The following is a 22,219-nucleotide window of genomic DNA, read 5'->3' as shown; positions in this document are numbered from 1 at the left end:
CACTCCTTGGTTAGAACTGCTTCCTTATGATACGATGGGTTATAAGATAAATAAAATGAATAATTTTTATGAGGAGCATAAGTGAAAGGTTATGACCATTACTCAATTTCAGGTTTTTGTAAAAATAGCGGAGACGGGAAGTTTCACCAAAGCGGGCTTGGAGCTTAACATGACGCAGCCAGCCGTGAGCCATGCCATCTCCAGTCTTGAGGCCGATCTCGGCATCCATTTGATGATCCGGGACCGGAAGAACGGCATTGCCCTGACCCATATCGGCAAAAGGGTGCTCATCCAAATGCGTGAGATTTTGCAGCGCGTCGAGAACATTGAGCAGGAGATTGCCGCGGAGAAAGGGCTGGAGGTCGGCACCGTCCGCATCGGTGCGTTTCCTACCGCCGCGGCTCATTTTTTACCCAAAATCATGAGCACGTTCAAGCAGAAATATCCGAATCTCCAGCTGGTGCTTCATGAAGGTACGATTGCCGAAGTGAAGGAGTGGCTTTCGACGCGGTTTATCGATGTGGGACTCGTTATTTTTCCCGATGCGGATATGGAGATCGTTCCTCTTTTTAGAGACAAGATGGTGGCAGTTCTTCCGGAGACTCATCCGCTGGGAGGCAGGGATTTTCTTACGATCTCGGATTTGAGCGGGGAACCGATGATTTTGTGCAGAGGAGGATACGAGGCCCCGATTATCGATTTGTTTCAAAAATCGGGTGCGGAGCTCCAGCTCGCTTTTGCGGCGTCGAATGTTGCGACGGTGCTGAATATGATCCGGGAAGGACTCGGACTCGCTATCTTGTCCCGCTTGTCCTTATCCGCCCTGCCTCCGGGGCTCGTTACGCTTGACCTGGAGCCTCGCGTCTGCCGGGATATATCGGTAGCCGTGCCTTCTTTGAAGGAAGCATCGCTGGCGGTACATTTATTTATTCAAATGGCCAGAGAGCTTTTTCCCCGGGAATGACGGGGAGGAAAACGGCAGAGGTTTCTTATGACGGAAAAGAAGCGGAATCGGTATTTTCGGGTAAGGAGCAAGTAACAGATCATTCGAGCGAAAGGGGAACAACATGAAGAGATTCCGTGTGATAGGGTTGGCCCTACTCCTGATATTTCTTACCTGTACGACTGTATTTGCCGCGGCAGTGCCAAGGAATGACGGAATCGTTACCGATCCCGTCGGCTTGCTTACGCAAACTCAGGCCCGTCAGGTGGAAAGCGGACTGAAGAACAAAGATTACGAAGTGTTTGTGCTTACCGCCAAAGGCTTAAACGAGAGGGAAGGAGAGCGCCTGGCGAATGAAGCCTACGATCAATGGGAGCTGAACCGGAATCAGCTGATGCTGGTCATCACAACTCAGCCGAATTTTGTCCATCTCGTTTATGAGAACGAGCAGCTCGCTGCGGCCGTTTCGCGAAGCAAGGCGAAGGATGCGAAGGGGATTGTCGATCTTAAGTTTGTGCCTGCTGCCGGAGAAGGCAAGATTGGAGAAGGTATTCTGGCGGTGAGCGGTTATGTGAACTCGCTTGCCGGAGCGGGAGCTTCATCCGGGAACGCCGGCGATTCCGGCGCAAATGATGCTCGTGGCGGCGGTATGGCCTCGATTTTTCCGGTTGTGCTGGGGCTCGCCGTGATCGGAGCGGGAATTTGGGCCTATTGGCAGTACAAAAGAAGATCCGCGGCCCGGAAACGGCTGACGGAAGCGAAACAACTGCTCGACGAAATGCAGCCGGTGTTGAACGGAATGTTGTTTTCGGAAGTTTTTCAGGACCTGGAGAAACAATTTTTGCAAGGGGAAACAAAAGAAAAGGCTGCCGAGCTGGAGAATGCGGTAGTGCGGCTGCAGGGAGAATCCGAAGAGCTGGGCGGACGCCTGGCGGAGCTGAAGATACCTTTCCTCATTAACGCCAAGGCGGAGGCCGAGACCAGGAAGCTTTTCCAAGCCGTACAGGAATTTGCCGGAAGGATAGGACCGTACGGGACGCAGCTTGCGGAGATCGAAAAGCAATCCACGGAAGTCAGAAAATCCGTGGACCGGGCAAAGAACGGCATCGCCGAAGCGGAGGAAGCCGTCGAAGCGCTTGCCCGCCGGACGGGTTATCCGCTGACCGTGCTGAGGAAGCATGTGGAACAGGCCAAGGTGGCTTATGCCAAGGCCGACGAGCTGGACGAATTCGATTTTATGCAGGCCGCAACGTCGGTCGAAGACGCTCTGAGGGAGCTGGATTTCATCCGGATGTCGGTTAAGGACTTCGAAGCGCTGGCGGAGCGGCAGCCCGGATTTTTACCGGAGATCCAAGCATTGGAACAAGAGCTCAGGGAAAGAGCGCGGCAGGAAGGATTGCTGCTTACCGATGGCGACCCGTATGCTCTGCTTAAGCAGGCAAGGGAGGAAACTGCCCGTCTCGGTACGCTGCTGGAAGCAGGCGATACCGAAGAGGGCGGCCGGAGCGCGGCCGCCATAGAGGAGGGCATGGAGGCCGCCCGCAGCCTGGTGGAGGCAATGATCGCCGACCGGGAGTCGGCGCGGAAGACGGCCCATGAGGTCGAGGAGCTGACGGGGGACCTCGGCTCGTTCGACCGCGCTTACCCGGAGGAGTCCCTTAAAATCGCCCGCGATTACGCGGAAGTGCACCGGCGGGAACAGCAGGCCGATTACACCCGTATGACGCGGGCGCGCGACGAGCTTGACCGGCGGCTGACGGAGATCCGGTCCGGACTCGCCCCGGACGTCCAGGAGTACCGCTCGGCCCGGGAGGCCGGTACGGAGGCCCAAGCGCTGATGACCGAAATCCGCGAGCTTCACACGCGGATTCTCGGTTATCACGACAGCTTGGACGCGCGGGTCCGGACCGTCCGGCACGCGCTGGATGAGGAACGCGGACGGCTGCGGCAGGCGGCTTCCGCTTTCGGGGAGCTGCAGGTGGAGTCACCGGAGCTGTCCGCTATGATCCGCGACGGCGAAAGCAGGCTGGCCGAGCTGGAGCAGCTGGCACAGGCACCGGTGCTCGACGTCGACCTGCTGGAAGAGCGCCGGCGGGGGCTGGCCGTCCAGGCCGGGCAGGCCGCGGAGCGTGTGCAGCAGCTGCTGCGGGAGAAAGAAGAGACACTGCGCACAATCAGGCAGCTTGAAGGAGAATACCGGAGCCGGCATGCCCGGTACGGCGGCAGCATGAGCCTGTCGCCCTATTCCTCCGGCTACGACACGCTGATGGAGGAAAGCCGGCGGCTTATCGCGCGGGGACTCTTCGCGGAAGCGATGCAGCGCATTTCGTCCGGCCAGCAGCTGCTGGAGCAGATGGACCGGGACTATCAGCGCCGGATGTACGAGGAGCAGCTTCGCCGCAGAGGCCCCGGCGGGCCCGGGGGCGGCGGCTCCTCCGGGAGTTCCGGCTGGGGCGGGAGTGGAGGGCGCTCCTCGGGCAGCTCGAGCTGGGGCGGCGGCTCTTCCGGAGGACGATCCTCGGGATCGTCCAAGTGGTAAGGCGCCGCGCGGCACGGTAAGCGCGAACCGGCTGCGGAAATGAACGAAAAGAAGGAGGGACCCGTTTCCTCCTTCTTTTTTTGCATGCTAACGATGGAGGAAAGTTCGCTATCCCTGACTTTTTGGGTAAGAACTGATCGAGGGAGATATCCTGCCCAATCTGAAACGTTATTCCTGCTTTCGCCGTATAGTACACCCAAAAGGAGGTATGGCCATGCTAAAAAAAATGCTGACTAAACTTCTTGGTTCGGACAAGAACAAAGGCTCCCACTACCGTCCCCACAGCAGCAGTGACGATTTCCGCAGACATTCCCGCAAGCATTACAACGGCCACAATCACTACGGTCACAACCACTACAAGAAGAAACGCTCTTCCAGCTCTTACAGCAGTTGACCCTCATCCTTCAAGTTCTGCCAGAATTCCATCGATTTCGCTTTGTATCTCGCTCGCATGTTCATAAGGCTGTTCCGTCAAAAGCAACCGGCGGAGCAGTTTTTTCGTTCCGGGATGGAGGAGCAGCTCTTTTTCCCAGCTCAGTCCGGCGCCTTCGGCCAAGCTTTCGTCTTCCGCAGAATAGGTGCTGTACAGTAAAAATAAAAGCAGATGACCGGCCGCGTAAAAATCGCCGGTCACATGAACGGCCCGCCGGAATTTTTTCTCCGACGGATCGTCGTCGTCCACATCCGCGTCCCAGCGGGGGAGATGTTCCCCGGCCGGGCTGTCCGAAGCGGCGCCGCCGGAACTTAGCGCCCGGGCAAGCCCGAAGTCGATCAGCTTCAACCTGTCTCCGTCCAAAAGCACGTTGGCGATCGAAATATCCCGGTGGACGATTCCCTGGCCGTGCAGCATTCCGGCAAGCTCCAGCAGCCGCCGGATCAGAAGCAGGGCTTCCTTCTCGGAGAAGGCTCTCTCTTCACGGAAAAGCAGCACATCCAGCGAGCTTCCCCGCACATACTCCATCGTAAAGCAGAACTCGCCCCGCCAGCGGAAAGCCTTGTAGAAAGCCGGAATATCCGGATGCCGAAGCTGCCGGAGCATGGCGGTTTCCTGCCCGAAGATGTATTCCGCCCGCTTTTTTCCGCCTCTCACGGGCGCAACTCTCTTCAGTACTACCTGCTGTCCGTTATCCGTTTTCAGTGCCAGATAGGCGACACCGAAGCTGCCGGCTCCGAGTTTTTTCATGATTTTATAGGTGCCCGCTATGACTGCGCCCTTTCGAAAAGGCAAGCCGCGCATAGACCGGAGGCTTTTGCCGAAGCATTTGTGAAGATAGGTGTACAGGTGCTTGAAACGCTTGGGCATCCTCATGACAAGGCCTCCTTTATCGGCTGGTTTAATGACTGTTGATCACAATCAAGACAGGCAGAGTAACGATCGCCAGGCGGGAGTGCGGCATTTTCCTATCTACCGGTTCCCTCGCGGATTCATAAGCATGTTATACGTTAAAACAAAGCTTGAAGTAACGGTTCCCTTTTGACAATCCGGCGGATGTCTTTGTAAAGTAACGGTAGCGAGACTGGAAGGAGTTAGAAGTATGGCCGTTAAACAAATTTTGTACATTGAGGACGATCCCGAAATCGGCAAATGGGTCAACAGTCACTTGATCGAGCGGGGTTACGAAGTGAACTGGCTGAAATCGGGAGAGAAGGCGGCGGAGTTCTGGGAGAAAAGCGACCTGGTCATCCTGGACGTGATGCTCCCTGGTCTGGACGGCTTTTCGATCGGGCAGCGGATGAAAAAGAATTACCCGGATACGCCCGTTCTGATGCTCTCCGCGCGCACCTCCATCGACGATAAATTGCAGGGTCTGCAGTTCGCGGACGATTACGTGACGAAGCCGTTTCATCCGGATGAGCTGACGGCCCGTGTGGAAGTGCTGCTGAGGCGTACGGGTAAACTGGCGCAGGCGGAGCTCACGCTGCATCATTTGCAGGTAAATATGGAGGAGAACCGGATCGTGGACACGCGGACCGGAGAAGAAATTATTTTGACGGGGAAACAATTCCAGATTTTCATGTACTTCCTGCGTCATCCGAATCAGATTCTTACAAAAGAGCAGTTGTACGAAGGGGTCTGGGGAGACCCTTACATGGACGGGGACAAAACGCTGATGGTTCACATCCGCTATCTCCGCGAAAAGATCGAGCGCGACCCCAGTCAACCCGAAATCGTGGAGACGATCCGCGGCATCGGTTACCGGGTGAGAGCATGAAGTGGCGCCACTCGCTGCTGGTTAAATATTTGTGCATCGTCGTGTTCGCGATGCTGATTTGGCCGATTGTTCTTCCGATGGCCGCTGTTCTGTATTATTTGCCGCATTCGTTCAAGACCCAGGAAGAGAACCGGAAGACCAATCCCTACGCGAGGGGAAATGACATCGAGAAGTCCTGGCACGGGGAGGCCAAGAAGCTGCAGGGCGCCGGAGATGAGGGAATCGACAAGCGGATACGGGAGCTGAAGGAGAAGTATCCGAAGGCGGATCTGTTCTGGGTCGACGGCAGCGGAAAAACGCGCTTAACCCTGCCTGAACGGTCGGACCTTCCAGCCGTATGGGAAGCGGCCGACACGATTGCTTTTATGAAAAAGAGTTATAACGGCGATCCTTTTACAACGGTCGCTTTCGTGGGAGAAGACGCGTCTCAGGGGTTTATGGTAATGCAGATTCCGCGGGTGCTGATGAAGGAGGAACGGCCTCTCTATAGCGACCGGTATGTCATCGGCATCATGCTGCTGGCCTTCGGCTTGTTCCTATTCATGTCGTGGCTGTTTTTCTACCGCATCCGCAAGCGTCTCGTTCATCTGGAGGAGGCGATGGGGCTGCCGGATGGCCGGGAAATCCCCCATCCGATAGCCGTCAGCAAGAAGGACGAAATCGGACAGCTGGAGCTGGCCTTCAATCGGATGATCGAGGAGCTGACGACAAGCCGCCAGCGGGAGCGGAAAGAGGAAGGTCTGCGAAAGCAGCTCATCGCGAATCTGTCCCACGATCTGCGCACGCCGCTGACGATCATCCGCAGCCATGCTTACTCGCTGCAGAAGGAGCCGATCTCCGCGTCAGGCAAGTCTTCGCTGGCTCTGATCGAGACGAAGTCCGACGATCTCAACCGCCTCATCGACAACCTGCTGTCGTATACGCTGCTTTCCGCCGGAAAGTACCCGCTCCAGCGAACCGAAATCGATGTTGCCCGGCTCGCCCGGGCGTCCGCCGCCGCATGGTACCCCGTATTCGAGGAGGAAGGTATGGTCATGGACGTCGGAGTGACGGAGCACCCGGTCTACTGGAAAGCCGATCCGCAGTGGATGAACCGGATTCTGGACAATTTGTTCCAGAATGTACTCCGTCACGCCAAGTCCGGCGGATATATCGGTCTCCGTACCGAGGAAAGGGAAGGCGGGACTGCTCTCATGATCGAGGACAAGGGCCCTGGCATGAAGGCGCCGTCGGCGGAGAAGGGAGCCGGAATCGGCCTCACGATTGTCGCGCTGATGGTGAAAGAAATGCATTTGGACTGGGATGTCGTCAGTTCGCGGGAAGGAACGGCGATCTATCTGTTCCCCCGCGTCAGGTGATTTTAAACAAATTTTAAACAAGCCGCACCCTGGGATTAACCTTCGCTCTTTAACATAAGGGGCGAGGTGATTTTTCCATGAACGAAATGATTATTCAAACCTTCGGGTTGTCCAAACAATACAAACTGAGATCTGCCGTGGACAACGTGAATCTTCAAATCCGCAAAGGGGATATTTACGGCTTTCTCGGGCCCAACGGCGCCGGGAAAACGACGACCATACGGATGCTGCTCGGCTTGATCCGCCCGACGAAAGGGACGGTGCAGCTGTTCGGCAAAGATCTGCGCAAGGAAAAGCTGGCAATCCTGCGCAAGGTCGGTTCCCTGGTAGAGTACCCTTCCTACTACGGCCATCTGACCGCTTACGAAAATCTGGAGGCTATCCGCCGCATTCTCGACGTGCCGAAACAGCGGATCGACGAAGTGCTGGCGATTGTCCGCCTGACGAAGGAAGCGAAACGTCCGGTGAAGGGCTACTCGCTCGGCATGAAGCAGCGTCTGGGCATCGCCGCCGCGCTGCTGGGCAGCCCGGAGCTGCTCGTGCTCGACGAGCCTACGAACGGGCTCGACCCGTCCGGCATCCTAGAGATCCGGGAGCTGATCAAAAGCATGCCGCAGCAGTACGGCGTGACCGTTCTTGTATCGAGCCACCTGCTGAGCGAGGTGGATCAGATGGCCAGCCGCGTCGGCATTATCAGCGGCGGCTCGATGATCTTCGAAGACACGATCGAGAGTCTGCGCAAACGGGCAGGCGGCCAGATCCGCATTGCCGTAGACGCGCCGCAGCAGGCGCTGCGTACCGTCGCCTCGGCCGGCTGCTTCGCGGTGGCCGACGAGTCCTCGCTTCTTCTCGAGGAAGCTCCCGACGAGAAGATCGCGCAGGTTGTGGCCGGTCTGGTCCAGGCGGGACACTCCGTCTACCGGGTGGAAGAGAAGAAGAAATCGCTGGAAGATTTCTTCCTGGACCTGGTAGGGGAGGGAGAGAGCTTATGATCGGCAGAGTACTGGCGGCGGATTTCTTGAAAATCCGCCGGACGCTTGCCTGGTTCCTCGTGCTGCTGGGTCCCGTGGGCGTGGTCGGTCTCCAGGCCGTCAACTTCGGCCTGCGTTACGACTATCTGACTAAGCAGTACGCTAACGATCTCTGGTACGGGCTGCTCTCGAACATCCAGTTTCTCGCGGCCCCGGCCCTGCTGCTCGGCATGACGCTGCTGACGTCGATGATCGCGGGCTACGAGCATCAGAGGAATTCCTGGAAGCAACTGCTGGCCCTGCCTGTTTCCCGCTTCAGCGTCTTCACGTCGAAGCTGCTGCTCGTACTCATCCTGCTGCTTGTGTCGTGCCTCTTGCTCGCGGCGGGCTCCGTGCTTCTCGGCTTCCTGCTCGGCTTCGGGATGAACGTTCCCGTTATGCACGTACTCCGCATCAGCCTGTTCCCGCTTCTCGCCGGAATCCCGATCCTGTCCATTCAGCTGTGGTTGTCCGTAGCGGTCCGCAATCAGGCCATTCCGCTGACGGCCGGTATTTTGGGAACCGTGCTGAGCCTCTTTTCCATCCGGCTGCCGGACTGGTTCCTATGGAAATGGCCGCTGCTCGTAAACGAAGCCGGACGGCCCGAGCTTAACGTATGGCTTGGAATCGCCACGGGCATCGTCGTGTTCCTGATCGGGCTGACTCACTTTACAAGACAGGATGTGAACTGAGATGGCCGCTTTCTTTAAAATACTGGGTGCCGAATGGCTGAAGCTGCGCAAAACGAACATCTGGCTGCTGATTTTCATCTCCCCGCTGCTCGCTTTTGCGACCGGTCTGGCGCTGCCGGTGCCGGCGAATGAACCCTTGATCGCATGGACGCTCCTGCTGAGCACGATGGCCCTCATTCATGCGATGCTGTTCCTTCCGCTGCTGACCGGCGTGTTCGCGGCTTTCGTGTGCCGCTACGAGCACACGGGCGGGGGCTGGAAGCAGGTGCTGGCGCTGCCGGTTTCGCGCTCCCACCTGTTCATGGCCAAGCTCCTGCTCGTCACCGGGCTGCTCGCCGTCACTCAACTGCTGTTCCTCGGCGGCTTGGTCGGAGTGGGCTGCATCAAGGGGCTTGGAGCAAGCATCCCTTGGAGCCAACTGCTGTGGCCTGTCTTGGGCGGATGGCTCGCTACTCTGCCGCTGGCGGCTCTGCAACTCTGGGTCTCCGTCGCCTGGGTGAGCTTCGCCGCCCCGCTTGCGCTCAACGTTATCTTCACGCTGCCGAACATTCTGGTGGCCAATTCCGAAACGTACGGCCCGTTCTATCCGTGGGCGCAGCCGTTCCTCGCGATGCTCCCGGCGAGCGACACCAGCTTGGGAGGGCTTCATGTTTCCTTCGAAACACTGATATACGTTATTCTTGGAGGTTTCGTGGTTTTCTTCCTGTCGGGACTGAGCTATTTTCAAAGAAAAGAAATTTGATGGGATTCCATGGGTTTTCCCTGATTTCCGGATAGACGATAGAATGAGAGAAGGTGCCTGAAAGGTGCATCTTCTCTTTTTTTCGTTAAGGAAAGGGCATGGGCGTAGGGGGCAAAATTTTTCGGAAAAGCTTCGCAAGGTGTTAATCGATTAGAGAGGTGTTGGCTTCCGCGTTCGCTTTCGTCCTGTGGTTCCATATTTTATCGCGGGCCGGATAGCGGGATAGGAGCAGACAGAATTTCGAAGTTGTGCCCCTTTTTCTGGAAAAGGTGGTCCGAATTTCTGGATCGGGGTAAGTACAGGCTAGAGAAGGAAATTTGGTGTAATCGGAGGAGGCGGTGGGCATGTTCGGAAAAGCGATTCTGATCCACAACGGCAGCGCCGGTCAGGCGGAAACGGGGAGCAGGCTTGGGGCGGTGATCGGCCCGCTTGAGGCGGGCATCGAAGAGCTCACGCTGGTGCAGACGAAGGAGCCGGGAGATGCGGAGCGGATCTGCCGGGAGCGCGGGGAGGAGACGGACCTCCTCCTTGTGCTGGGGGGCGACGGGACCGTCCATGAATGCGTGAACGGGCTGGCGCCGCTTGCCGATCCGCCCGTTGTCGGTATTCTTCCCGGCGGGACATGCAACGATTTCTCGCGGGCGCTCTATATTCCCCAGGAGCTGGGGCGGGCCGCGGAGGCCCTTATGCAAGGCCGCACGCGGCCGGTAGATATTGGCCGGGCGAACGACCGGTATTTCTCGAACTTCTTCGGTATCGGCCTCATTACCGACGCCTCGGTCAATATCAATCCGCAGCTGAAAGGGACGATCGGCAAGCTGAGTTATTTTATCAGTACGCTCCAGACGGCAGCGTCCGCAGATCCGTTCCGCTTTACCCTGGAACACGACAGCGGGCGGACAGACGGGGAAGCGGTGATGCTCTTCGTCGCCAACGGCCGGTTTCTCGGTACGAGGCCGCTGCCCCTGGCGGCGGATGCCCTTTACGACGGCGTCCTGGACGTGGCGATTATCCGCGAAGCCGGGCTGCCGCTGCTTAAGGAGCTGTTCAAGATCAAGAATTTTGGGGAATGGGATTCCGAGAAGAGCAGCTTTGAGTTCATCCGCACGACTTCCTTAAAGCTAACCACGGATCAGCCTATGCAGGCCGACATGGACGGGGAAATTTATGCGCATACCCCGGCGAGTATTTCCGTTCTGGGAAAAAAACTGACTTTTCTCGTGGGGGAAGAACAGCCGTAGGGACACGCGACCTTATTCGGCAGACAAAACGCCCGGATCTCCTTAAATGAGTCGGGCGTTTTCCCGTTTTTCAACCCGAATCCGGAAACTTCTTAGATCCGCTTCGTATGAATGGAGTATAAGAAAGAAATCCAATGATTGCGGAGGCTGCCATGGAATCGAAGAAGAAGTTCGGAACGGGCTCTACGCTGTTAAGCAGTCTGGGCGTTCTGCTGCTCGTCGGGAGTTACCTGATCTCGGAGAACCCGGCCGGCTCCGAATCGGCGGGCATTCGGCTGCTTTTTTATACCGCCATCGGTTCGCTCGCCGCAAGCCTTGTGCTGGGTTATGCCGGTATGCTGAAAGAGGAGCGGGGCTTTCTGAAATTTGCCGTAACGGGGAGCATCTTCCTGATCGCCGGAGCTTTGATTGCGGCCCTGCTGCTGCTTTTTGCGGGTTTCCAAGAGCCTTAGTGCAGCAGCTCGTTATTCCTTGAAACACCGTGCTGTCCCGTTGCCGTGAGCTTCTCCCCAGTCCCAAACGTGCCTCTTTCTCATCCACCGTTTGGGTGTGATGCCATCAATACGGGGAGGGGCCGTTTTTGTGACGGAGCGGAGACGCGAATTGCATCCGATTATGGTACAATACAGGCATATAAATCGGTGGGGACTCACAACCTAACAGGCAAAAGAAGGGGATAACAGCTTCATGCGGATCAATAAATTCATTAGTGAAACGGGTATTTGCTCCCGACGAAAAGCGGATGAACTCGTTCAAGCCGGGCGAGTGACCATTAACGGGGCTCCGGCGGAGCTTGGCAGTACGGCCGAGCCGGGAGACGATGTGAGAATCGACGGCAAGCCGCTGGGGACCAAGAAGAAGTCCGTCTATATAGTTTTGAATAAACCGGTTGGCATCACGTGCACGACGGAGCGTCACATATCGGGCAATATCGTCGATTTCGTCCGGCATCCGGAGAGAATCTTCCCGATCGGCCGACTCGATAAAGATTCGGAAGGCCTTATCCTCATGACCAATGACGGGGATATCGTCAATAAAATTTTGCGCGCGGAAAATAACCACGAGAAAGAATATATCGTCACCGTGAATCAGCCGATCACGAACTCCTTTGTGCAAGGTATGTCCACGGGCGTCCGTATTCTGGGCACGAAGACGAAACCGTGCAAGGTGACCCGCATCAACGACCATACTTTCCGCATCATTCTGACGCAGGGACTGAACCGGCAAATCCGGCGTATGTGCCAGGCGTTCGGGTATCAGGTGCATCGGCTGCAGCGGGTGCGCATCATGAATATCAAACTGGACGGACTTCCCAAAGGAAAATGGAGAGACCTGAGCGAAAGCGAGTTTACCCGGCTGATGGAGCTGCTGGATTGAGAGCGGCGGCAGGGCAGGCCGGCATCTTATCTACATCCACAGGAAGAGGTGCGCGATGGAACAGGCGTCCGGTCCCGGTCAGACTTATAAAATCGTAGATGTATGCCTGCTGGCGGGAAAGATTATGCTCCAGAACGGAGGGGAGACGTATCGGGTGGAAGATACGATGACCCGCATTGCGGCCTCTTACGGCCTTCATCATACCCACAGCTTCGTGACCCCGACCGGGATTATCTTCTCTGTGGACGGCAGCGATCCGACCAAGCTGGTCCGGATATCCACGCGGTCCACCGACTTGCATAAGGTAACCCTGGTCAACGGACTCTCCCGCAAAATAAGCAACGGAGAGCTTGACCTTCAGGAAGCGCACAGGCTCCTTCTCAAGGTGGATAGGGCTAATCTGGCCTACCCCGTGGCCATTCAGATTGCGGCGGCAGCCGTGTCCAGCGGCTGTTTTACGATCATGTTCAACGGCGGGTGGCCCGATTTTCTTCCGGCCGTCGTCACAGGCGGTCTGGGTTTTATCGGATTCCTTATCTTTCACCGGTATGTGCTGATCAAATTTGTAGCCGAGTTTCTGGCTTCCTTCATTATCGGCATGCTGGCCTCTCTGTTTATATGGACAGGGCTCGGACAGGAGCTGGACAAAATCATCATCGGCTCCGTCATGCCGCTTGTTCCGGGCCTGTTGATCACGAACGCCGTGAGGGACTTGATGGCGGGCCATCTCGTGTCCGGCTTGTCCAAGGGCGCGGAGGCGTTTTTGACGGCGTTTGCCATCGGAGCCGGCATCGCGGTCGTCTTTTCATTTTATTAACGGAGGAATCCTCAATGATTGCGCAGCTCGTGACGAGTTATATCGCCTCCGCCGCCTTCGGCATTATTTTTAACGTTCCAAGGAATACCTTGATCCAGTGCGGTTTCGTCGGGATGATGGGCTGGCTCGTATACGTCGCTCTAGTGCGGAGCGATACCAACGCCATTGTGGCCACCTTGGCCGCGGCGTTCTTCGTGACGGTGATATCCCGGGTTTTCGCCCGTCTCTACAAGACCCCCATTATCGTTTTCAGCGTGGCGGGGATCATTCCCCTCGTTCCGGGAGGCATGGCCTATGATGCGATGCGTTCTTTCGTGGAAAACGACTATAATCTTGCCGTTCAGCTCGCCGCCAAAGCGTTTATGATTTCGGGTTCGATTGCCGCGGGACTTATTTTTTCCGAGGTGATGAACCAGCTTTTTAAAAGGCCGAAGGTCTAGCTCGGGCAAGAAAATGAAGGATTGCCGCCTTTGGTGCCGCAACCGAGACCATCCGTTGAGTTCGCGCGGGTGGTTTTTTCTTGTAAGCAGGGCAGCCGGTTTTGATGAAATTTTTTCTCGAAGACTTGTCCCTTCTGGCAAGAAAATCCGAGGAATTATTGGAATAAACAAGCATGTATACCTGCTTAAGGAGCGGGGGCGCGAAAAGAAATGATTTTTGTCACAAATTATTCACATGTCTAAAAAATAGTTTTTCTCTTGTCAGCAAGACGGAGGTATAATAGGAGTACATAGGGTTCCGTTTCGACCTGTTCGACATTTTTCCCGATCTTGCAAGTAATGGACTCGCAGCCAAGAAAAACCTTCTTCCTTTTATGTGAAAAATGTTACAATCTTATCAGGCCGCGTGGGTTCATTTATCACGAATAGGGAAACTTATGCGAAGACAGAAGACGTCTCGATGGCTAGGCAGGGATCGAAAAATAAACGGGCTTCTATTTCAAAGCAAAGGAGGACGTTAGCTTATGTCAGAAACATCCAATCAAACCCCAAGCACTACTGAAAAAAGGGAAACTCAGGATGTCCTTGATCAGTTGATGAAGCCAGAGGTTCAGGAGTCTTTAACCGTTCTCGTGGAGAATCTGCCGAAATTGGCGGAAATGGTTACGATTCTTACCAAAGCTTACGATTTGGCTCAAAGCGTTGCGAGCGACCAAGTTCTGATCGACGACCTCAAAGGCGGTATGAACGAGTTTGTTAAGCCGATCACCGAGAAAGCCAAAGGCGTAGCTGCCGCTGCAATCGAAGCAAGCGACCGCGCTCAAGCGGAACATTCCACGATCGGTCTGTTCGGACTTCTCAAAATGCTGAAAGACCCGCAAGTACAAAAGACATTCCGTTTCGTACAGGCATTCTTGGATGTTCAAGCCGAACGGCAGCAACAGCGTTAAATCATAAGGTAAGCTGAAACAAGAATGGAGGATGAGTATGTCCAAGCATATTTTGATCTTAGGTGGCGGTTACGGCGGCTTGCTCAGCGCACTGACAGCCCGTCAACACTTGACTGCGGAAGAAGCTACGATTACGGTTGTTAACCGTTTTCCTACGCATCAAATCATTACCGAGCTGCACCGCCTGGCTGTAGGTAATCTGCACGAGAAAGCAGTTGCCCTGCCTCTGGAAAAGCTCCTGCGCGGCAAAGACATCAACCTGGAAATCGGCACGGTCGAAACCATTTCCGCGGACAGCAAGCGCGTCATCCTGTCGAACGGCAAATCGTTCGATTACGATAAGCTCGTCGTTGCCCTGGGCAGCGAAACGGCGTTCTTCGGCATTCCTGGCCTCCAGGAACACAGCTTCACGCTGAAATCCGTTAACGATGCCAACCGCATCCGCGAGCACGTGGAAGCACGCATCGAAGCTTACAGCCAGACCAAGAACAAAGCGGACGCGACATTCGTAGTCGGCGGCGGCGGTCTGACCGGTATCGAGCTTGTGGGCGAACTCGCCGATATGCTGCCTGGCCTGTGCCGCAGCAAAGGCGTCGATTTCAACGACGTCTCCCTGTACTGCGTAGAGGCGGCTCCTTCCATCCTGATGGGCTTCCATCCGGAACTGATCGAGCGCGCTACGACAAGCCTGCAAAAACGCGGCGTAACGTTCCTGACGGGCGTTGCGATCACCGAAATGCAGGAATCCGTCGTTTCCCTGAAAGACGGAAGCACAATCGAAACCAGCACGCTCGTCTGGACGGGCGGCGTACAAGGCACTCCGGTTGTCGCTAACTCCGGGATTGAAGTGAACCGCGGCCGCGCGACGGTCAACGAGTTCATGCAATCCACGTCCCACCCGGACGTGTTCCTTGCAGGCGACTGCGCCGTGGTCTTCCCGGCCGGTGCCGAGCGTCCTTACCCGCCAACCGCACAACTGGCTTGGCAGATGGGCGAAGTGGTCGGTTACAACCTCTTCGCAGCACAGAAAGGCGCACCGATGGACGTCTTCACGCCTGTATTCTCCGGTACACTCGGAAGTCTGGGCCGCAAAGACGGAATCGGTTCGATCGGCGGCAACCAAACCCGCCTGAAAGGCCTGCCTGCAACCCTCATGAAAGAAGCAAGTAACATCCGTTACCTGTCTCACATTCATGGCCTGTTCGCTCTGGCTTACTAAGAGCGGTCCGGAATTTTACCGGAATCAACCGGTCTGAACCTAAGTCCCGGCATTCTCCTTTTGGGGAGTGGCGGGACTTTTTTCATGTTGTTTTGAGGGAAGAAGACTTGTCCGGTACCGCAAAAAAAGCCCGCTTAAAGAGCGGAAACGCTTCTTTAAACGGGTTATATGAGGGGCAGGGCCCGTCCGCTGCGAAGGCCTGTTTTATTTAATCACGAGCTGATCGCCGGTTACGGTTACGTCAGCCTTTAGTATCTTGGAGAAGAAAGATGCGGGCACGTACATGTTGCCGTCTTCTTTAATGACAGCCGCTTCGCCCAGGGAAACCGGCGCCATTTTGTTGATGGTGTACGCATCCTTTCCCTTGTAAACGCTTGTCCATACCGCTCCTTTGGACAGCTCGGCGGCCCATTGCTCCTGGTTCCACTTAAGCTGGAAGCCCAGCTTCTCGGCCGCAACGCGGAGAGGAACCATGTTGGTGCCTTCCGCTGTGGTGTAGAGCGAGCCCTGCTTCGCCGACAGCACTTCACCGCCCACTACGAGACTCGAAGGTGCGGAGGAATTGCCTCCTGGAGCGATGGGGATGGAGAACTCCTGGATGCCTGCGGCATAGGGGGCAATATCGTAAGGCGAGAACACGATTACCGCTTTACCGTCCCTGATCTGGAAGGACTGCGTATCGGTAATGCCGGAGAAAGCGTCTTCGAAGAAATCATCCGGATGCTTGGCGATTTCCTGACTGATCTGTTTGTCGATAATCGCTTTATAATTGTCCCCGAATAAGTCTTTCAGCTCAATCTTCTGAGCTTCTTCCGCATTCAGGACGTTATAGGTATCCACACGCGGCATCCCGTGAGCGCCTCCCGTATAAACGGAAGTTGCCACCCGCAGAGACAGACGGTTCGCGTCTTCCTGGCCCCCCGATGCGCTTACTTCAGCTATCAAGTCGACCGAATAAGGCATTGCCAGCTCGCTTGCGGAACCGTTGGCGGCAGCCAAATCACGTTGAGCCTGTTTGCGCACTGCCTCCACATCTTTCATGGCATGCCGGTAAATAATATCGTTAAGCTCGTCCTGGTACTGCGTATCTTTCATTCCCTGTATAACGGGAATCTGAAGATCGACGCTCAGTTCGGGAGAATCTTCTTTGATTTCTTTGGTTGTCACCTGTACAGCTCCGTTTTTAACGGAAGCTTGTGCGGATACGGGTTCCGCCGCAACAGAAGTGGCCGCAGGAACCTGTACCGCGTTATTCGCGTAAGAAGTTCCGGCTGAGGCCGCCAGCAGACAGGAGCCTGCCAGGCCAAGTGTCAGAAGCTTAAATGATTTTTTCATAATAAGTATCCCTCCTAGGTTGTCCGGTTTAATTATAGGCACCCCTTGGATCAAGGTGGGTTACAGAGAGGTAACATTACCCATCCGGAGCTAAACTGTAACCGGATTTTAACTTTTTTAAGGGTAGGGACGAAGTGTTTTGTGATGATGGAACGTAAGACTGCTTCCGGTGTCTTTCTCCTGAAAGATGTAGCATTTGGAAACAAATGTTCAATGGAACAATCTGGAAAGGACATGCTATAATCGGTTTTATGGACTTTGAATAGTGGTGGATTTTCAGACCACGGCGCAGCTTCCCGAAAGGGGGTGAGGCCGATGGTCGCACTTGTGGCGTTTTATGACGTACTGCGCTGGACCGTAACGCTACTGAGCCTTGTGCTCGGTATCCGTAAGCTCTATCGCTGGGCGCGTCGTAAATTCCGGAACAAGCGAAAAAACCACCGCTAGTAGGTTAGGCGCCTAAACGGTGGTTTTCGCTTGCATTACATTTAGTTGTGCTTGCGCGCCGTGGTGTTCCACAGCCTTTCGGGTCCTAAAGAGTTTTCACCGTTGGCGCGGTGAAGGCTCTTTTTTAGTATAGATAGCAAGAAGAAACTTCATACGTTAATTAAATTCTACGTTAAACGCAGTGTTATACACAGTATAGCATAATTTTTGGAAAGAAAAAAGTTGGATGAGTGTGCAGTTCATATAAAAGATCACCTTTGTTGTGGGCATAAATTGACTTGAACGAGAAGTATAATATCCCCCGCCCTTGTCGATTCTTCATAAACAGGCTGTTAAAGCCCAGTTGACAAAATCGATAACCTGTAACTATAATAGTTACATCAAAGAAAGACATTTACTGCAAAAACATTATCCGGGAGGAATTCGTTATGAAAATAGCTATTATCGGCGCAAGCGGCAAAGCCGGCAGCCGTATTTTGAAAGAAGCGCAGGAAAGAGGGCATGAGGTTACCGCAATCGTGAGAGACGCGGCTAAAGTAAGCGCGGAAGGCGCAGCTCTTCTGGAAAAGGACGTGTTCGATCTGACCGCATCCGATCTGAAAGCATTCGATATCGTCGTTAACGCTTTCGGAGCGGCCCCGGGCCAGGAGCATCTCCATGTAGACGCGGGCAACGTGCTGATCGAAGCTCTGCAAGGCGCGCCGGAGACGAAATTGATCGTCGTCGGGGGAGCGGGCAGCCTGTTCGTGGACGAAGCGAAAACGACGCGCGTGCTGGAAACGCCGGATTTCCCGGCCGCCTATTTTGCAACGGCATCGAATCAAGGCAAAAACCTGGAGATTCTGCAAAACACCGCAGGAATCAAATGGACATTCGTCAGCCCGTCCGCCATCTTCGCGCTAGGCAAAAGAACCGGGCAGTATCGTACGGGCAAGGATAACCTGCTCGTTAACTCCAAAGGCCAAAGCTATGTGAGTTACGAAGATTATGCAGCCGCCGTTTTGGATGAGATTGAACAGCCGAAGCATGAAAATGAGCGTTTCACTGTCGTATCCGAATCTTAATGAAATGTCAGAACCGCCCGTGCACTGTGCGCCGGCGGTTTTTTTGCTTTTGCCGGAACACGTAAAAAAGAGAAGCTCGTGACTTTTGAAAAGGAGGGGAGTATGGTGGATAATAGAACTATTCCCTAGCGGTTTACTTATCGTTTACGAGGACGGACAGGTGAGACAGAATGCCCATTTCACGAAAATATATAAGCAAGTACTGGAAGCCCTTCAGCGCCGCGGTCGCTTTTCTGACATTGGAAGCCTTGTGCGATCTCACGCTGCCGACGCTGATGTCCAAAATCATCGATGTAGGCGTAGGGGGCAAACAGATGGATTACGTGTGGCGGATGGGCGGCATTATGCTGCTGGTAACCGCGCTGGGGGCCATTTCGGCATCGGTCCGCAATGTGATCTCGAGTCATGTCTCGCAGAAGTTCGGGGCCGAGCTGAGATCGGATTTATTCCGCAAAATCCAGTCCCTGTCTTTTGAAAATATCGACCGGTTCGACCGGGCGTCACTGGTCACCCGGTTAACGAACGACGTTACGCAGGTTCAAATGTTCGTGAACGGTTTGATGCGCGTATTCGTCAAAGCACCGCTGCTCTGCATCGGAAGCTTGATTATGGCGGCCCGTCTGAATCCGCCGCTCTCCGTCATTCTGGCTGTCGTCGTTCCCGTTGTCGGCATTCTGATCGCGATCAATATGAAGGTGGGCTTTCCTTACTTTATCAAGGTGCAGCAGGCGCTCGACAGGGTTAACGGGATTATGCGGGAATATTTGTCCGGTGTCAGGGTCGTCAAAGCCTTCAACCGGTTCGATTACGAAGTCGGCAAGTTCGGCCGGGCGAACGAAGAGTACCGTTCCCGGTCGGTTACGGCCATGAGGGTTATGTCGGCCTTTAACCCGGGGATTACGCTGACCGTTAATTTCGGAATTGTGGCTGTCCTATGGTTAGGTGGTCTTCGTGTAGACCAGGGACAGATGCAGGCCGGGCACATTATCGCTTTCGTCAATTACATGACGCAGATTTTGTTCTCGCTCATGCTGATTTCCATGGTGTTCAACATGTTTGTGCGCGCGCGGGCTTCCGCGGGCCGGATCGGTGAAATTTTCGCGGAGGAAAATACGATGGCTGCGCAAATTCCGGTCACAACGGCAGCCGGCGGAAGCTCGGCAAGCTCCGCAGATAAGCCGGCATCAGGCACGCTGACGGGAATGCAGACCGGTGGAAGCGTAGAGTTCGAGAATGTCACGTTCTCGTACGAGGGAGCATCCGGCGAGCCGGTACTGAGGCGGATCACCTTCTCCTGCGAGCCGGGACAGACCGTCGGCATCATCGGCTCCACGGGCTCGGGCAAAAGCACGCTCGTCAGCCTCATTCCCCGGTTCTATGACGCGGTGTCCGGAACCGTCAAAGTGAACGGTACCGATGTCAGAGAACTGGAGCCGAGCCGCCTGCGCGAGAAGATTGCCGTCGTGCCCCAGAAAACCGTGCTGTTCACCGGCACGGTGGCCGACAATCTCCGCTGGGGCAAAGAAGACGCCTCGCCGGAGGAGATGGAGCATGCGGCCCGGATGGCCGAGGCCCACGAGTTCATAGCCGCTTCGCCCGAGGGCTATGAGACTAGGCTCGGGCAGGGAGGCGTGAACTTCTCCGGCGGCCAGAAACAGCGGCTTTCGATTGCGCGCGCGATCGTGAGAAAGCCGGACATTCTTATCCTCGACGACTGCACCAGCGCCGTCGATGCCGCCACCGAAGCGCGGATCAAGGACGCGCTGAAGAAATACGCCGAGGGGCTCACCTGCCTGCTGATCGCCCAGCGGATCACGTCCGTCATGGACGCGGACAAAATCGTCGTGCTGGATCGAGGCGAGATTGTAGGCTCCGGCACGCATGACGAGCTGCTCGGAAGCTGCCGGGTCTACCGGGAAATCTTCCAGTCGCAAATGGGAAAGGAGGTCGGTTGACATGGCAGCTTCCCAAGAACGGCCGGGCGGCCAGAACCCTCCCGGCAGACCCGTGACAGTTTCGCCCAGAGGAGGGCCAGGGCACGGGGGAATGCGAGGCCGCGGACCAGTCGTGAAGCCGAAGAATTTCAAGGGGACTTTGCGCAGGCTGTGGGCTTATTTCGGCAGCGAGCGGAAGCTGTTGACGGTCATTTTCGCCCTGATTCTGATCGGAGCGGCTCTCACTCTGGTGGGTCCTTATCTGATCGGGGTCTCCGTGGATGCGATGTCTCATCCGGAACAAGGCGTCGATTTCGGCCTCCTGAAGACGATGGTGCTGGTCCTCTTGCTGGCGTACCTAATCGACGCGGTGTTCACCTTCCTCCAGAGCTGGCTTATGGCAGGCGTATCGCAGCGGATTGTGATGCGGCTGCGGGGAGCTCTTTTCGCCAAGCTTCAGAAGCTTCCGGTCGCTTACTTCGATACCCGGCCTCACGGGGAAATGATGAGCCGCCTGTCCAACGATATCGACAATGTGAGCAGCACGATTTCGCAGTCCACCACGCAGCTTATGAGCGGCGTCATCGCGATTGTCGGCTCTCTGGCGATGATGCTCGTCCTCAGTCCGACGCTGACGCTGGCCAGTCTGGTTACCGTGCCGATCCTGTTCGTGCTGACCCGGACCATTACGAAGAAAACGAGCGTCCTGTTCAAAAACCAGCAGATCCAGCTCGGCAAACTGAACGGACATATCGAAGAGACCATTTCCGGTCTCCAGGTCGTCAAAGCGTTTAATCACGAAGAAAAAGCGATTGCGGAGTTCGAGCGGGTCAATGCGGAGCTGTGCGAGGTAGGGCTCAAGGCGCAAATCCGTTCCGGATTCCTAATGCCTCTGCTTAACGTCATTAATAATATCGGTTTTGCCGCCGTAGCTTTGGTCGGGGGGATTCTCGCCGTGCGCGGGGATATTACCGTCGGGGTTATCGCGAGTTTTTTAAGCTATTCGCGGCAGTTTGTCCGTCCTTTGAACGACCTGGCCAACATTTTCAATATTCTCCAGTCCGGTGTGGCGGGGGCGGAGCGGGTGTTCGAGGTCATCGACGAGGAAGAGGAGCCTTTCGATTCCGAGGGGGCCGTCGAGCTTCTCCATCCGAAGGGACACGTCGTTTTTGAACAGGTAAGCTTCGGCTACCGCCCGGATGTGCCCATTCTGAACAACGTAAGCTTCGATTCCGCCCAAGGCAGCTCCACGGCGCTTGTCGGCCCGACGGGGGCGGGCAAGACGACTATCGTCAACCTTTTGACAAGGTTTTACGATGTTACCGGGGGCCGCATCCTGATCGACGGGCGGGATATCCGCGAGTATACGCGGGACAGCCTGCGAAGGACGTTCGGTATCGTGCTCCAGGATACGTACCTTTTCTCGGGGACGATCAAGGAAAATATCAAGTACGGCAGACCGGATGCCACGGATGCCGAGGTCGAAGCCGCAGCCGCCATGGCTAACGCGGACGTGTTCATTAACCGGCTTCCCGCGAAATACGAAACCCTCCTGTCGGAGAACGGCGGGAATTTAAGCCAGGGCCAGCGGCAGCTTCTTGCGATTTCCCGGGTCATTCTGGCAAAGCCTTCTATCCTCATTCTGGACGAAGCGACAAGCAGCATCGACACACGCACGGAGCTTCATATCCAGGATGCGCTGCTCAAGGTTATGCAGAACCGGACCAGCTTTATTATCGCGCACAGGCTGAATACAATTCGGGATGCGGATACCATTATGGTTATCGACCACGGAGAAATTGTGGAGAAAGGCGCGCACGATTCGCTGATCGGACAGCAGGGCGTGTACTACCGGATGTTCTACAATCAGTTCAAAAATATAGAAGGTGCCGTCTAAA

21 protein-coding genes are annotated in these 22,219 nt (G+C 55.5%); 19 read left to right on the top strand and 2 right to left on the bottom strand.

Features of this window, described 5'->3' with window-relative positions:
* Nucleotides 1-91 precede the first annotated feature (91 nt).
* The 3 genes from PCH01S_RS17865 (at nucleotide 92) to PCH01S_RS17855 (ending at nucleotide 3,876) form a co-directional block, all read left to right on the top strand.
* Nucleotides 92-964, top strand: coding sequence for a LysR family transcriptional regulator (locus PCH01S_RS17865; RefSeq protein WP_042231379.1), 873 nt, complete (start codon nucleotides 92-94; stop codon nucleotides 962-964).
* Between the two features lie 103 nt (nucleotides 965-1,067).
* Nucleotides 1,068-3,482 carry a TPM domain-containing protein gene (locus tag PCH01S_RS17860; RefSeq protein ID WP_042231377.1) on the top strand — a complete coding sequence of 805 codons (2,415 nt, stop codon included), beginning with the start codon at nucleotides 1,068-1,070 and terminating at the stop codon, nucleotides 3,480-3,482.
* Nucleotides 3,483-3,696: 214 nt separating this feature from the next.
* Complete coding sequence (locus PCH01S_RS17855; RefSeq protein WP_042231375.1) at nucleotides 3,697-3,876, top strand: hypothetical protein; 180 nt, start codon at nucleotides 3,697-3,699, stop codon at nucleotides 3,874-3,876.
* A gap of 3 nt (nucleotides 3,877-3,879) precedes the next feature.
* Here the strand turns inward: PCH01S_RS17855 and PCH01S_RS17850 are convergent, their stop codons facing one another.
* The gene (locus PCH01S_RS17850; RefSeq protein ID WP_042231374.1) at nucleotides 3,880-4,791 is read right to left on the bottom strand and encodes a serine/threonine-protein kinase; all 912 of its coding nucleotides are present in this window, start codon (nucleotides 4,789-4,791) and stop codon (nucleotides 3,880-3,882) included.
* Between the two features lie 226 nt (nucleotides 4,792-5,017).
* Here PCH01S_RS17850 and PCH01S_RS17845 point away from each other — a divergent pair, with 226 nt between their 5' ends.
* The 12 genes from PCH01S_RS17845 to PCH01S_RS17790 all read left to right on the top strand — a co-directional run bounded on the left by PCH01S_RS17845 (nucleotide 5,018) and on the right by PCH01S_RS17790 (nucleotide 15,541).
* Nucleotides 5,018-5,695 (top strand): response regulator transcription factor, encoded by a 678-nt coding sequence (locus PCH01S_RS17845; protein WP_042231373.1) that lies wholly within the window; start codon nucleotides 5,018-5,020, stop codon nucleotides 5,693-5,695.
* Nucleotides 5,692-7,053, top strand: a complete 1,362-nt coding sequence (locus PCH01S_RS17840) for a sensor histidine kinase (RefSeq protein ID WP_042231372.1) — start codon at nucleotides 5,692-5,694, stop codon at nucleotides 7,051-7,053. The genes PCH01S_RS17845 and PCH01S_RS17840 overlap by 4 nt, the downstream gene beginning before the upstream one ends.
* A gap of 77 nt (nucleotides 7,054-7,130) precedes the next feature.
* The gene (locus PCH01S_RS17835; protein WP_042231371.1) at nucleotides 7,131-8,045 is read left to right on the top strand and encodes an ABC transporter ATP-binding protein; all 915 of its coding nucleotides are present in this window, start codon (nucleotides 7,131-7,133) and stop codon (nucleotides 8,043-8,045) included.
* Nucleotides 8,042-8,755 carry an ABC transporter permease gene (locus PCH01S_RS17830; protein ID WP_042231370.1) on the top strand — a complete coding sequence of 238 codons (714 nt, stop codon included), beginning with the start codon at nucleotides 8,042-8,044 and terminating at the stop codon, nucleotides 8,753-8,755. The genes PCH01S_RS17835 and PCH01S_RS17830 overlap by 4 nt, the downstream gene beginning before the upstream one ends.
* 1 nt (nucleotide 8,756) lies before the next feature.
* Nucleotides 8,757-9,497, top strand: coding sequence for an ABC transporter permease (locus tag PCH01S_RS17825; RefSeq protein WP_042231369.1), 741 nt, complete (start codon nucleotides 8,757-8,759; stop codon nucleotides 9,495-9,497).
* Between the two features lie 344 nt (nucleotides 9,498-9,841).
* A complete protein-coding gene (locus tag PCH01S_RS17820) occupies nucleotides 9,842-10,738 on the top strand; it encodes a diacylglycerol/lipid kinase family protein (RefSeq protein ID WP_042231368.1) in 897 nt (298 codons plus the stop codon).
* 152 nt (nucleotides 10,739-10,890) lie between these two features.
* On the top strand, nucleotides 10,891-11,190 hold the full coding sequence (locus PCH01S_RS17815; protein WP_241688762.1) for a hypothetical protein: 300 nt from the start codon (nucleotides 10,891-10,893) through the stop codon (nucleotides 11,188-11,190).
* Nucleotides 11,191-11,425: 235 nt separating this feature from the next.
* Nucleotides 11,426-12,115 (top strand): 23S rRNA pseudouridine(2604) synthase RluF, encoded by a 690-nt coding sequence (gene rluF / locus PCH01S_RS17810; RefSeq protein WP_042231366.1) that lies wholly within the window; start codon nucleotides 11,426-11,428, stop codon nucleotides 12,113-12,115.
* Nucleotides 12,116-12,170: 55 nt separating this feature from the next.
* A complete protein-coding gene (locus PCH01S_RS17805) occupies nucleotides 12,171-12,932 on the top strand; it encodes a threonine/serine exporter family protein (RefSeq protein ID WP_042231365.1) in 762 nt (253 codons plus the stop codon).
* 14 nt (nucleotides 12,933-12,946) lie between these two features.
* The gene (locus PCH01S_RS17800) at nucleotides 12,947-13,372 is read left to right on the top strand and encodes a threonine/serine exporter family protein (RefSeq protein ID WP_042231364.1); all 426 of its coding nucleotides are present in this window, start codon (nucleotides 12,947-12,949) and stop codon (nucleotides 13,370-13,372) included.
* Nucleotides 13,373-13,896: 524 nt separating this feature from the next.
* Nucleotides 13,897-14,322 carry a DUF1641 domain-containing protein gene (locus PCH01S_RS17795; protein ID WP_042231363.1) on the top strand — a complete coding sequence of 142 codons (426 nt, stop codon included), beginning with the start codon at nucleotides 13,897-13,899 and terminating at the stop codon, nucleotides 14,320-14,322.
* A gap of 37 nt (nucleotides 14,323-14,359) precedes the next feature.
* Nucleotides 14,360-15,541: an NAD(P)/FAD-dependent oxidoreductase gene (locus PCH01S_RS17790; protein WP_042231362.1), complete on the top strand. Its 1,182-nt coding sequence runs from the start codon at nucleotides 14,360-14,362 to the stop codon at nucleotides 15,539-15,541.
* A gap of 204 nt (nucleotides 15,542-15,745) precedes the next feature.
* Here the strand turns inward: PCH01S_RS17790 and PCH01S_RS17785 are convergent, their stop codons facing one another.
* On the bottom strand, nucleotides 15,746-16,876 hold the full coding sequence (locus PCH01S_RS17785; RefSeq protein ID WP_042231361.1) for a DUF3298 domain-containing protein: 1,131 nt from the start codon (nucleotides 16,874-16,876) through the stop codon (nucleotides 15,746-15,748).
* Between the two features lie 315 nt (nucleotides 16,877-17,191).
* Between PCH01S_RS17785 and PCH01S_RS31445 the strand changes: the two genes are divergently transcribed.
* The 4 genes from PCH01S_RS31445 (at nucleotide 17,192) to PCH01S_RS17770 (ending at nucleotide 22,218) form a co-directional block, all read left to right on the top strand.
* Nucleotides 17,192-17,323, top strand: coding sequence for a hypothetical protein (locus tag PCH01S_RS31445; protein ID WP_255246850.1), 132 nt, complete (start codon nucleotides 17,192-17,194; stop codon nucleotides 17,321-17,323).
* 428 nt (nucleotides 17,324-17,751) lie between these two features.
* Complete coding sequence (locus PCH01S_RS17780) at nucleotides 17,752-18,387, top strand: NAD(P)-dependent oxidoreductase (protein WP_042231360.1); 636 nt, start codon at nucleotides 17,752-17,754, stop codon at nucleotides 18,385-18,387.
* 170 nt (nucleotides 18,388-18,557) lie between these two features.
* On the top strand, nucleotides 18,558-20,342 hold the full coding sequence (locus tag PCH01S_RS17775; protein ID WP_042231359.1) for an ABC transporter ATP-binding protein: 1,785 nt from the start codon (nucleotides 18,558-18,560) through the stop codon (nucleotides 20,340-20,342).
* A gap of 1 nt (nucleotide 20,343) precedes the next feature.
* Nucleotides 20,344-22,218: an ABC transporter ATP-binding protein gene (locus PCH01S_RS17770; protein ID WP_042231357.1), complete on the top strand. Its 1,875-nt coding sequence runs from the start codon at nucleotides 20,344-20,346 to the stop codon at nucleotides 22,216-22,218.
* The last annotated feature ends 1 nt before the right edge of the window (nucleotide 22,219 follow it).

It is taken from the genome of Paenibacillus chitinolyticus NBRC 15660 (assembly GCF_000739915.1).
Lineage (GTDB): Bacteria > Bacillota > Bacilli > Paenibacillales > NBRC-103111 > Paenibacillus_F > Paenibacillus_F chitinolyticus.
The sequence above is the reverse complement of the archived record's forward strand: the minus strand, read 5'-3'. Positions and strand labels throughout refer to the sequence as shown.

Bases quoted from the DNA above. Each gene is read 5' to 3' on its own strand.
- PCH01S_RS17805 (WP_042231365.1), top strand. From the start codon at position 12,171: ATGGAACAGGCGTCCGGTCCCGGTCAGACTTATAAAATCGTAGATGTA.
- PCH01S_RS17865 (WP_042231379.1), top strand. From the start codon at position 92: ATGACCATTACTCAATTTCAGGTTTTTGTAAAAATAGCGGAGACGGGA.
- PCH01S_RS17835 (WP_042231371.1), top strand. From the start codon at position 7,131: ATGAACGAAATGATTATTCAAACCTTCGGGTTGTCCAAACAATACAAA.
- PCH01S_RS17795 (WP_042231363.1), top strand. From the start codon at position 13,897: ATGTCAGAAACATCCAATCAAACCCCAAGCACTACTGAAAAAAGGGAA.
- rluF (WP_042231366.1), top strand. From the start codon at position 11,426: ATGCGGATCAATAAATTCATTAGTGAAACGGGTATTTGCTCCCGACGA.
- PCH01S_RS17860 (WP_042231377.1), top strand. From the start codon at position 1,068: ATGAAGAGATTCCGTGTGATAGGGTTGGCCCTACTCCTGATATTTCTT.
- PCH01S_RS17800 (WP_042231364.1), top strand. From the start codon at position 12,947: ATGATTGCGCAGCTCGTGACGAGTTATATCGCCTCCGCCGCCTTCGGC.
- PCH01S_RS17855 (WP_042231375.1), top strand. From the start codon at position 3,697: ATGCTAAAAAAAATGCTGACTAAACTTCTTGGTTCGGACAAGAACAAA.
- PCH01S_RS17845 (WP_042231373.1), top strand. From the start codon at position 5,018: ATGGCCGTTAAACAAATTTTGTACATTGAGGACGATCCCGAAATCGGC.
- PCH01S_RS17790 (WP_042231362.1), top strand. From the start codon at position 14,360: ATGTCCAAGCATATTTTGATCTTAGGTGGCGGTTACGGCGGCTTGCTC.
- PCH01S_RS17820 (WP_042231368.1), top strand. From the start codon at position 9,842: ATGTTCGGAAAAGCGATTCTGATCCACAACGGCAGCGCCGGTCAGGCG.
- PCH01S_RS17840 (WP_042231372.1), top strand. From the start codon at position 5,692: ATGAAGTGGCGCCACTCGCTGCTGGTTAAATATTTGTGCATCGTCGTG.
- PCH01S_RS17785 (WP_042231361.1), bottom strand. From the start codon at position 16,876: ATGAAAAAATCATTTAAGCTTCTGACACTTGGCCTGGCAGGCTCCTGT.
- PCH01S_RS17815 (WP_241688762.1), top strand. From the start codon at position 10,891: ATGGAATCGAAGAAGAAGTTCGGAACGGGCTCTACGCTGTTAAGCAGT.
- PCH01S_RS17770 (WP_042231357.1), top strand. From the start codon at position 20,344: ATGGCAGCTTCCCAAGAACGGCCGGGCGGCCAGAACCCTCCCGGCAGA.
- PCH01S_RS17850 (WP_042231374.1), bottom strand. From the start codon at position 4,791: ATGAGGATGCCCAAGCGTTTCAAGCACCTGTACACCTATCTTCACAAA.
- PCH01S_RS17825 (WP_042231369.1), top strand. From the start codon at position 8,757: ATGGCCGCTTTCTTTAAAATACTGGGTGCCGAATGGCTGAAGCTGCGC.
- PCH01S_RS17775 (WP_042231359.1), top strand. From the start codon at position 18,558: ATGCCCATTTCACGAAAATATATAAGCAAGTACTGGAAGCCCTTCAGC.
- PCH01S_RS17780 (WP_042231360.1), top strand. From the start codon at position 17,752: ATGAAAATAGCTATTATCGGCGCAAGCGGCAAAGCCGGCAGCCGTATT.
- PCH01S_RS17830 (WP_042231370.1), top strand. From the start codon at position 8,042: ATGATCGGCAGAGTACTGGCGGCGGATTTCTTGAAAATCCGCCGGACG.
- PCH01S_RS31445 (WP_255246850.1), top strand. From the start codon at position 17,192: ATGGTCGCACTTGTGGCGTTTTATGACGTACTGCGCTGGACCGTAACG.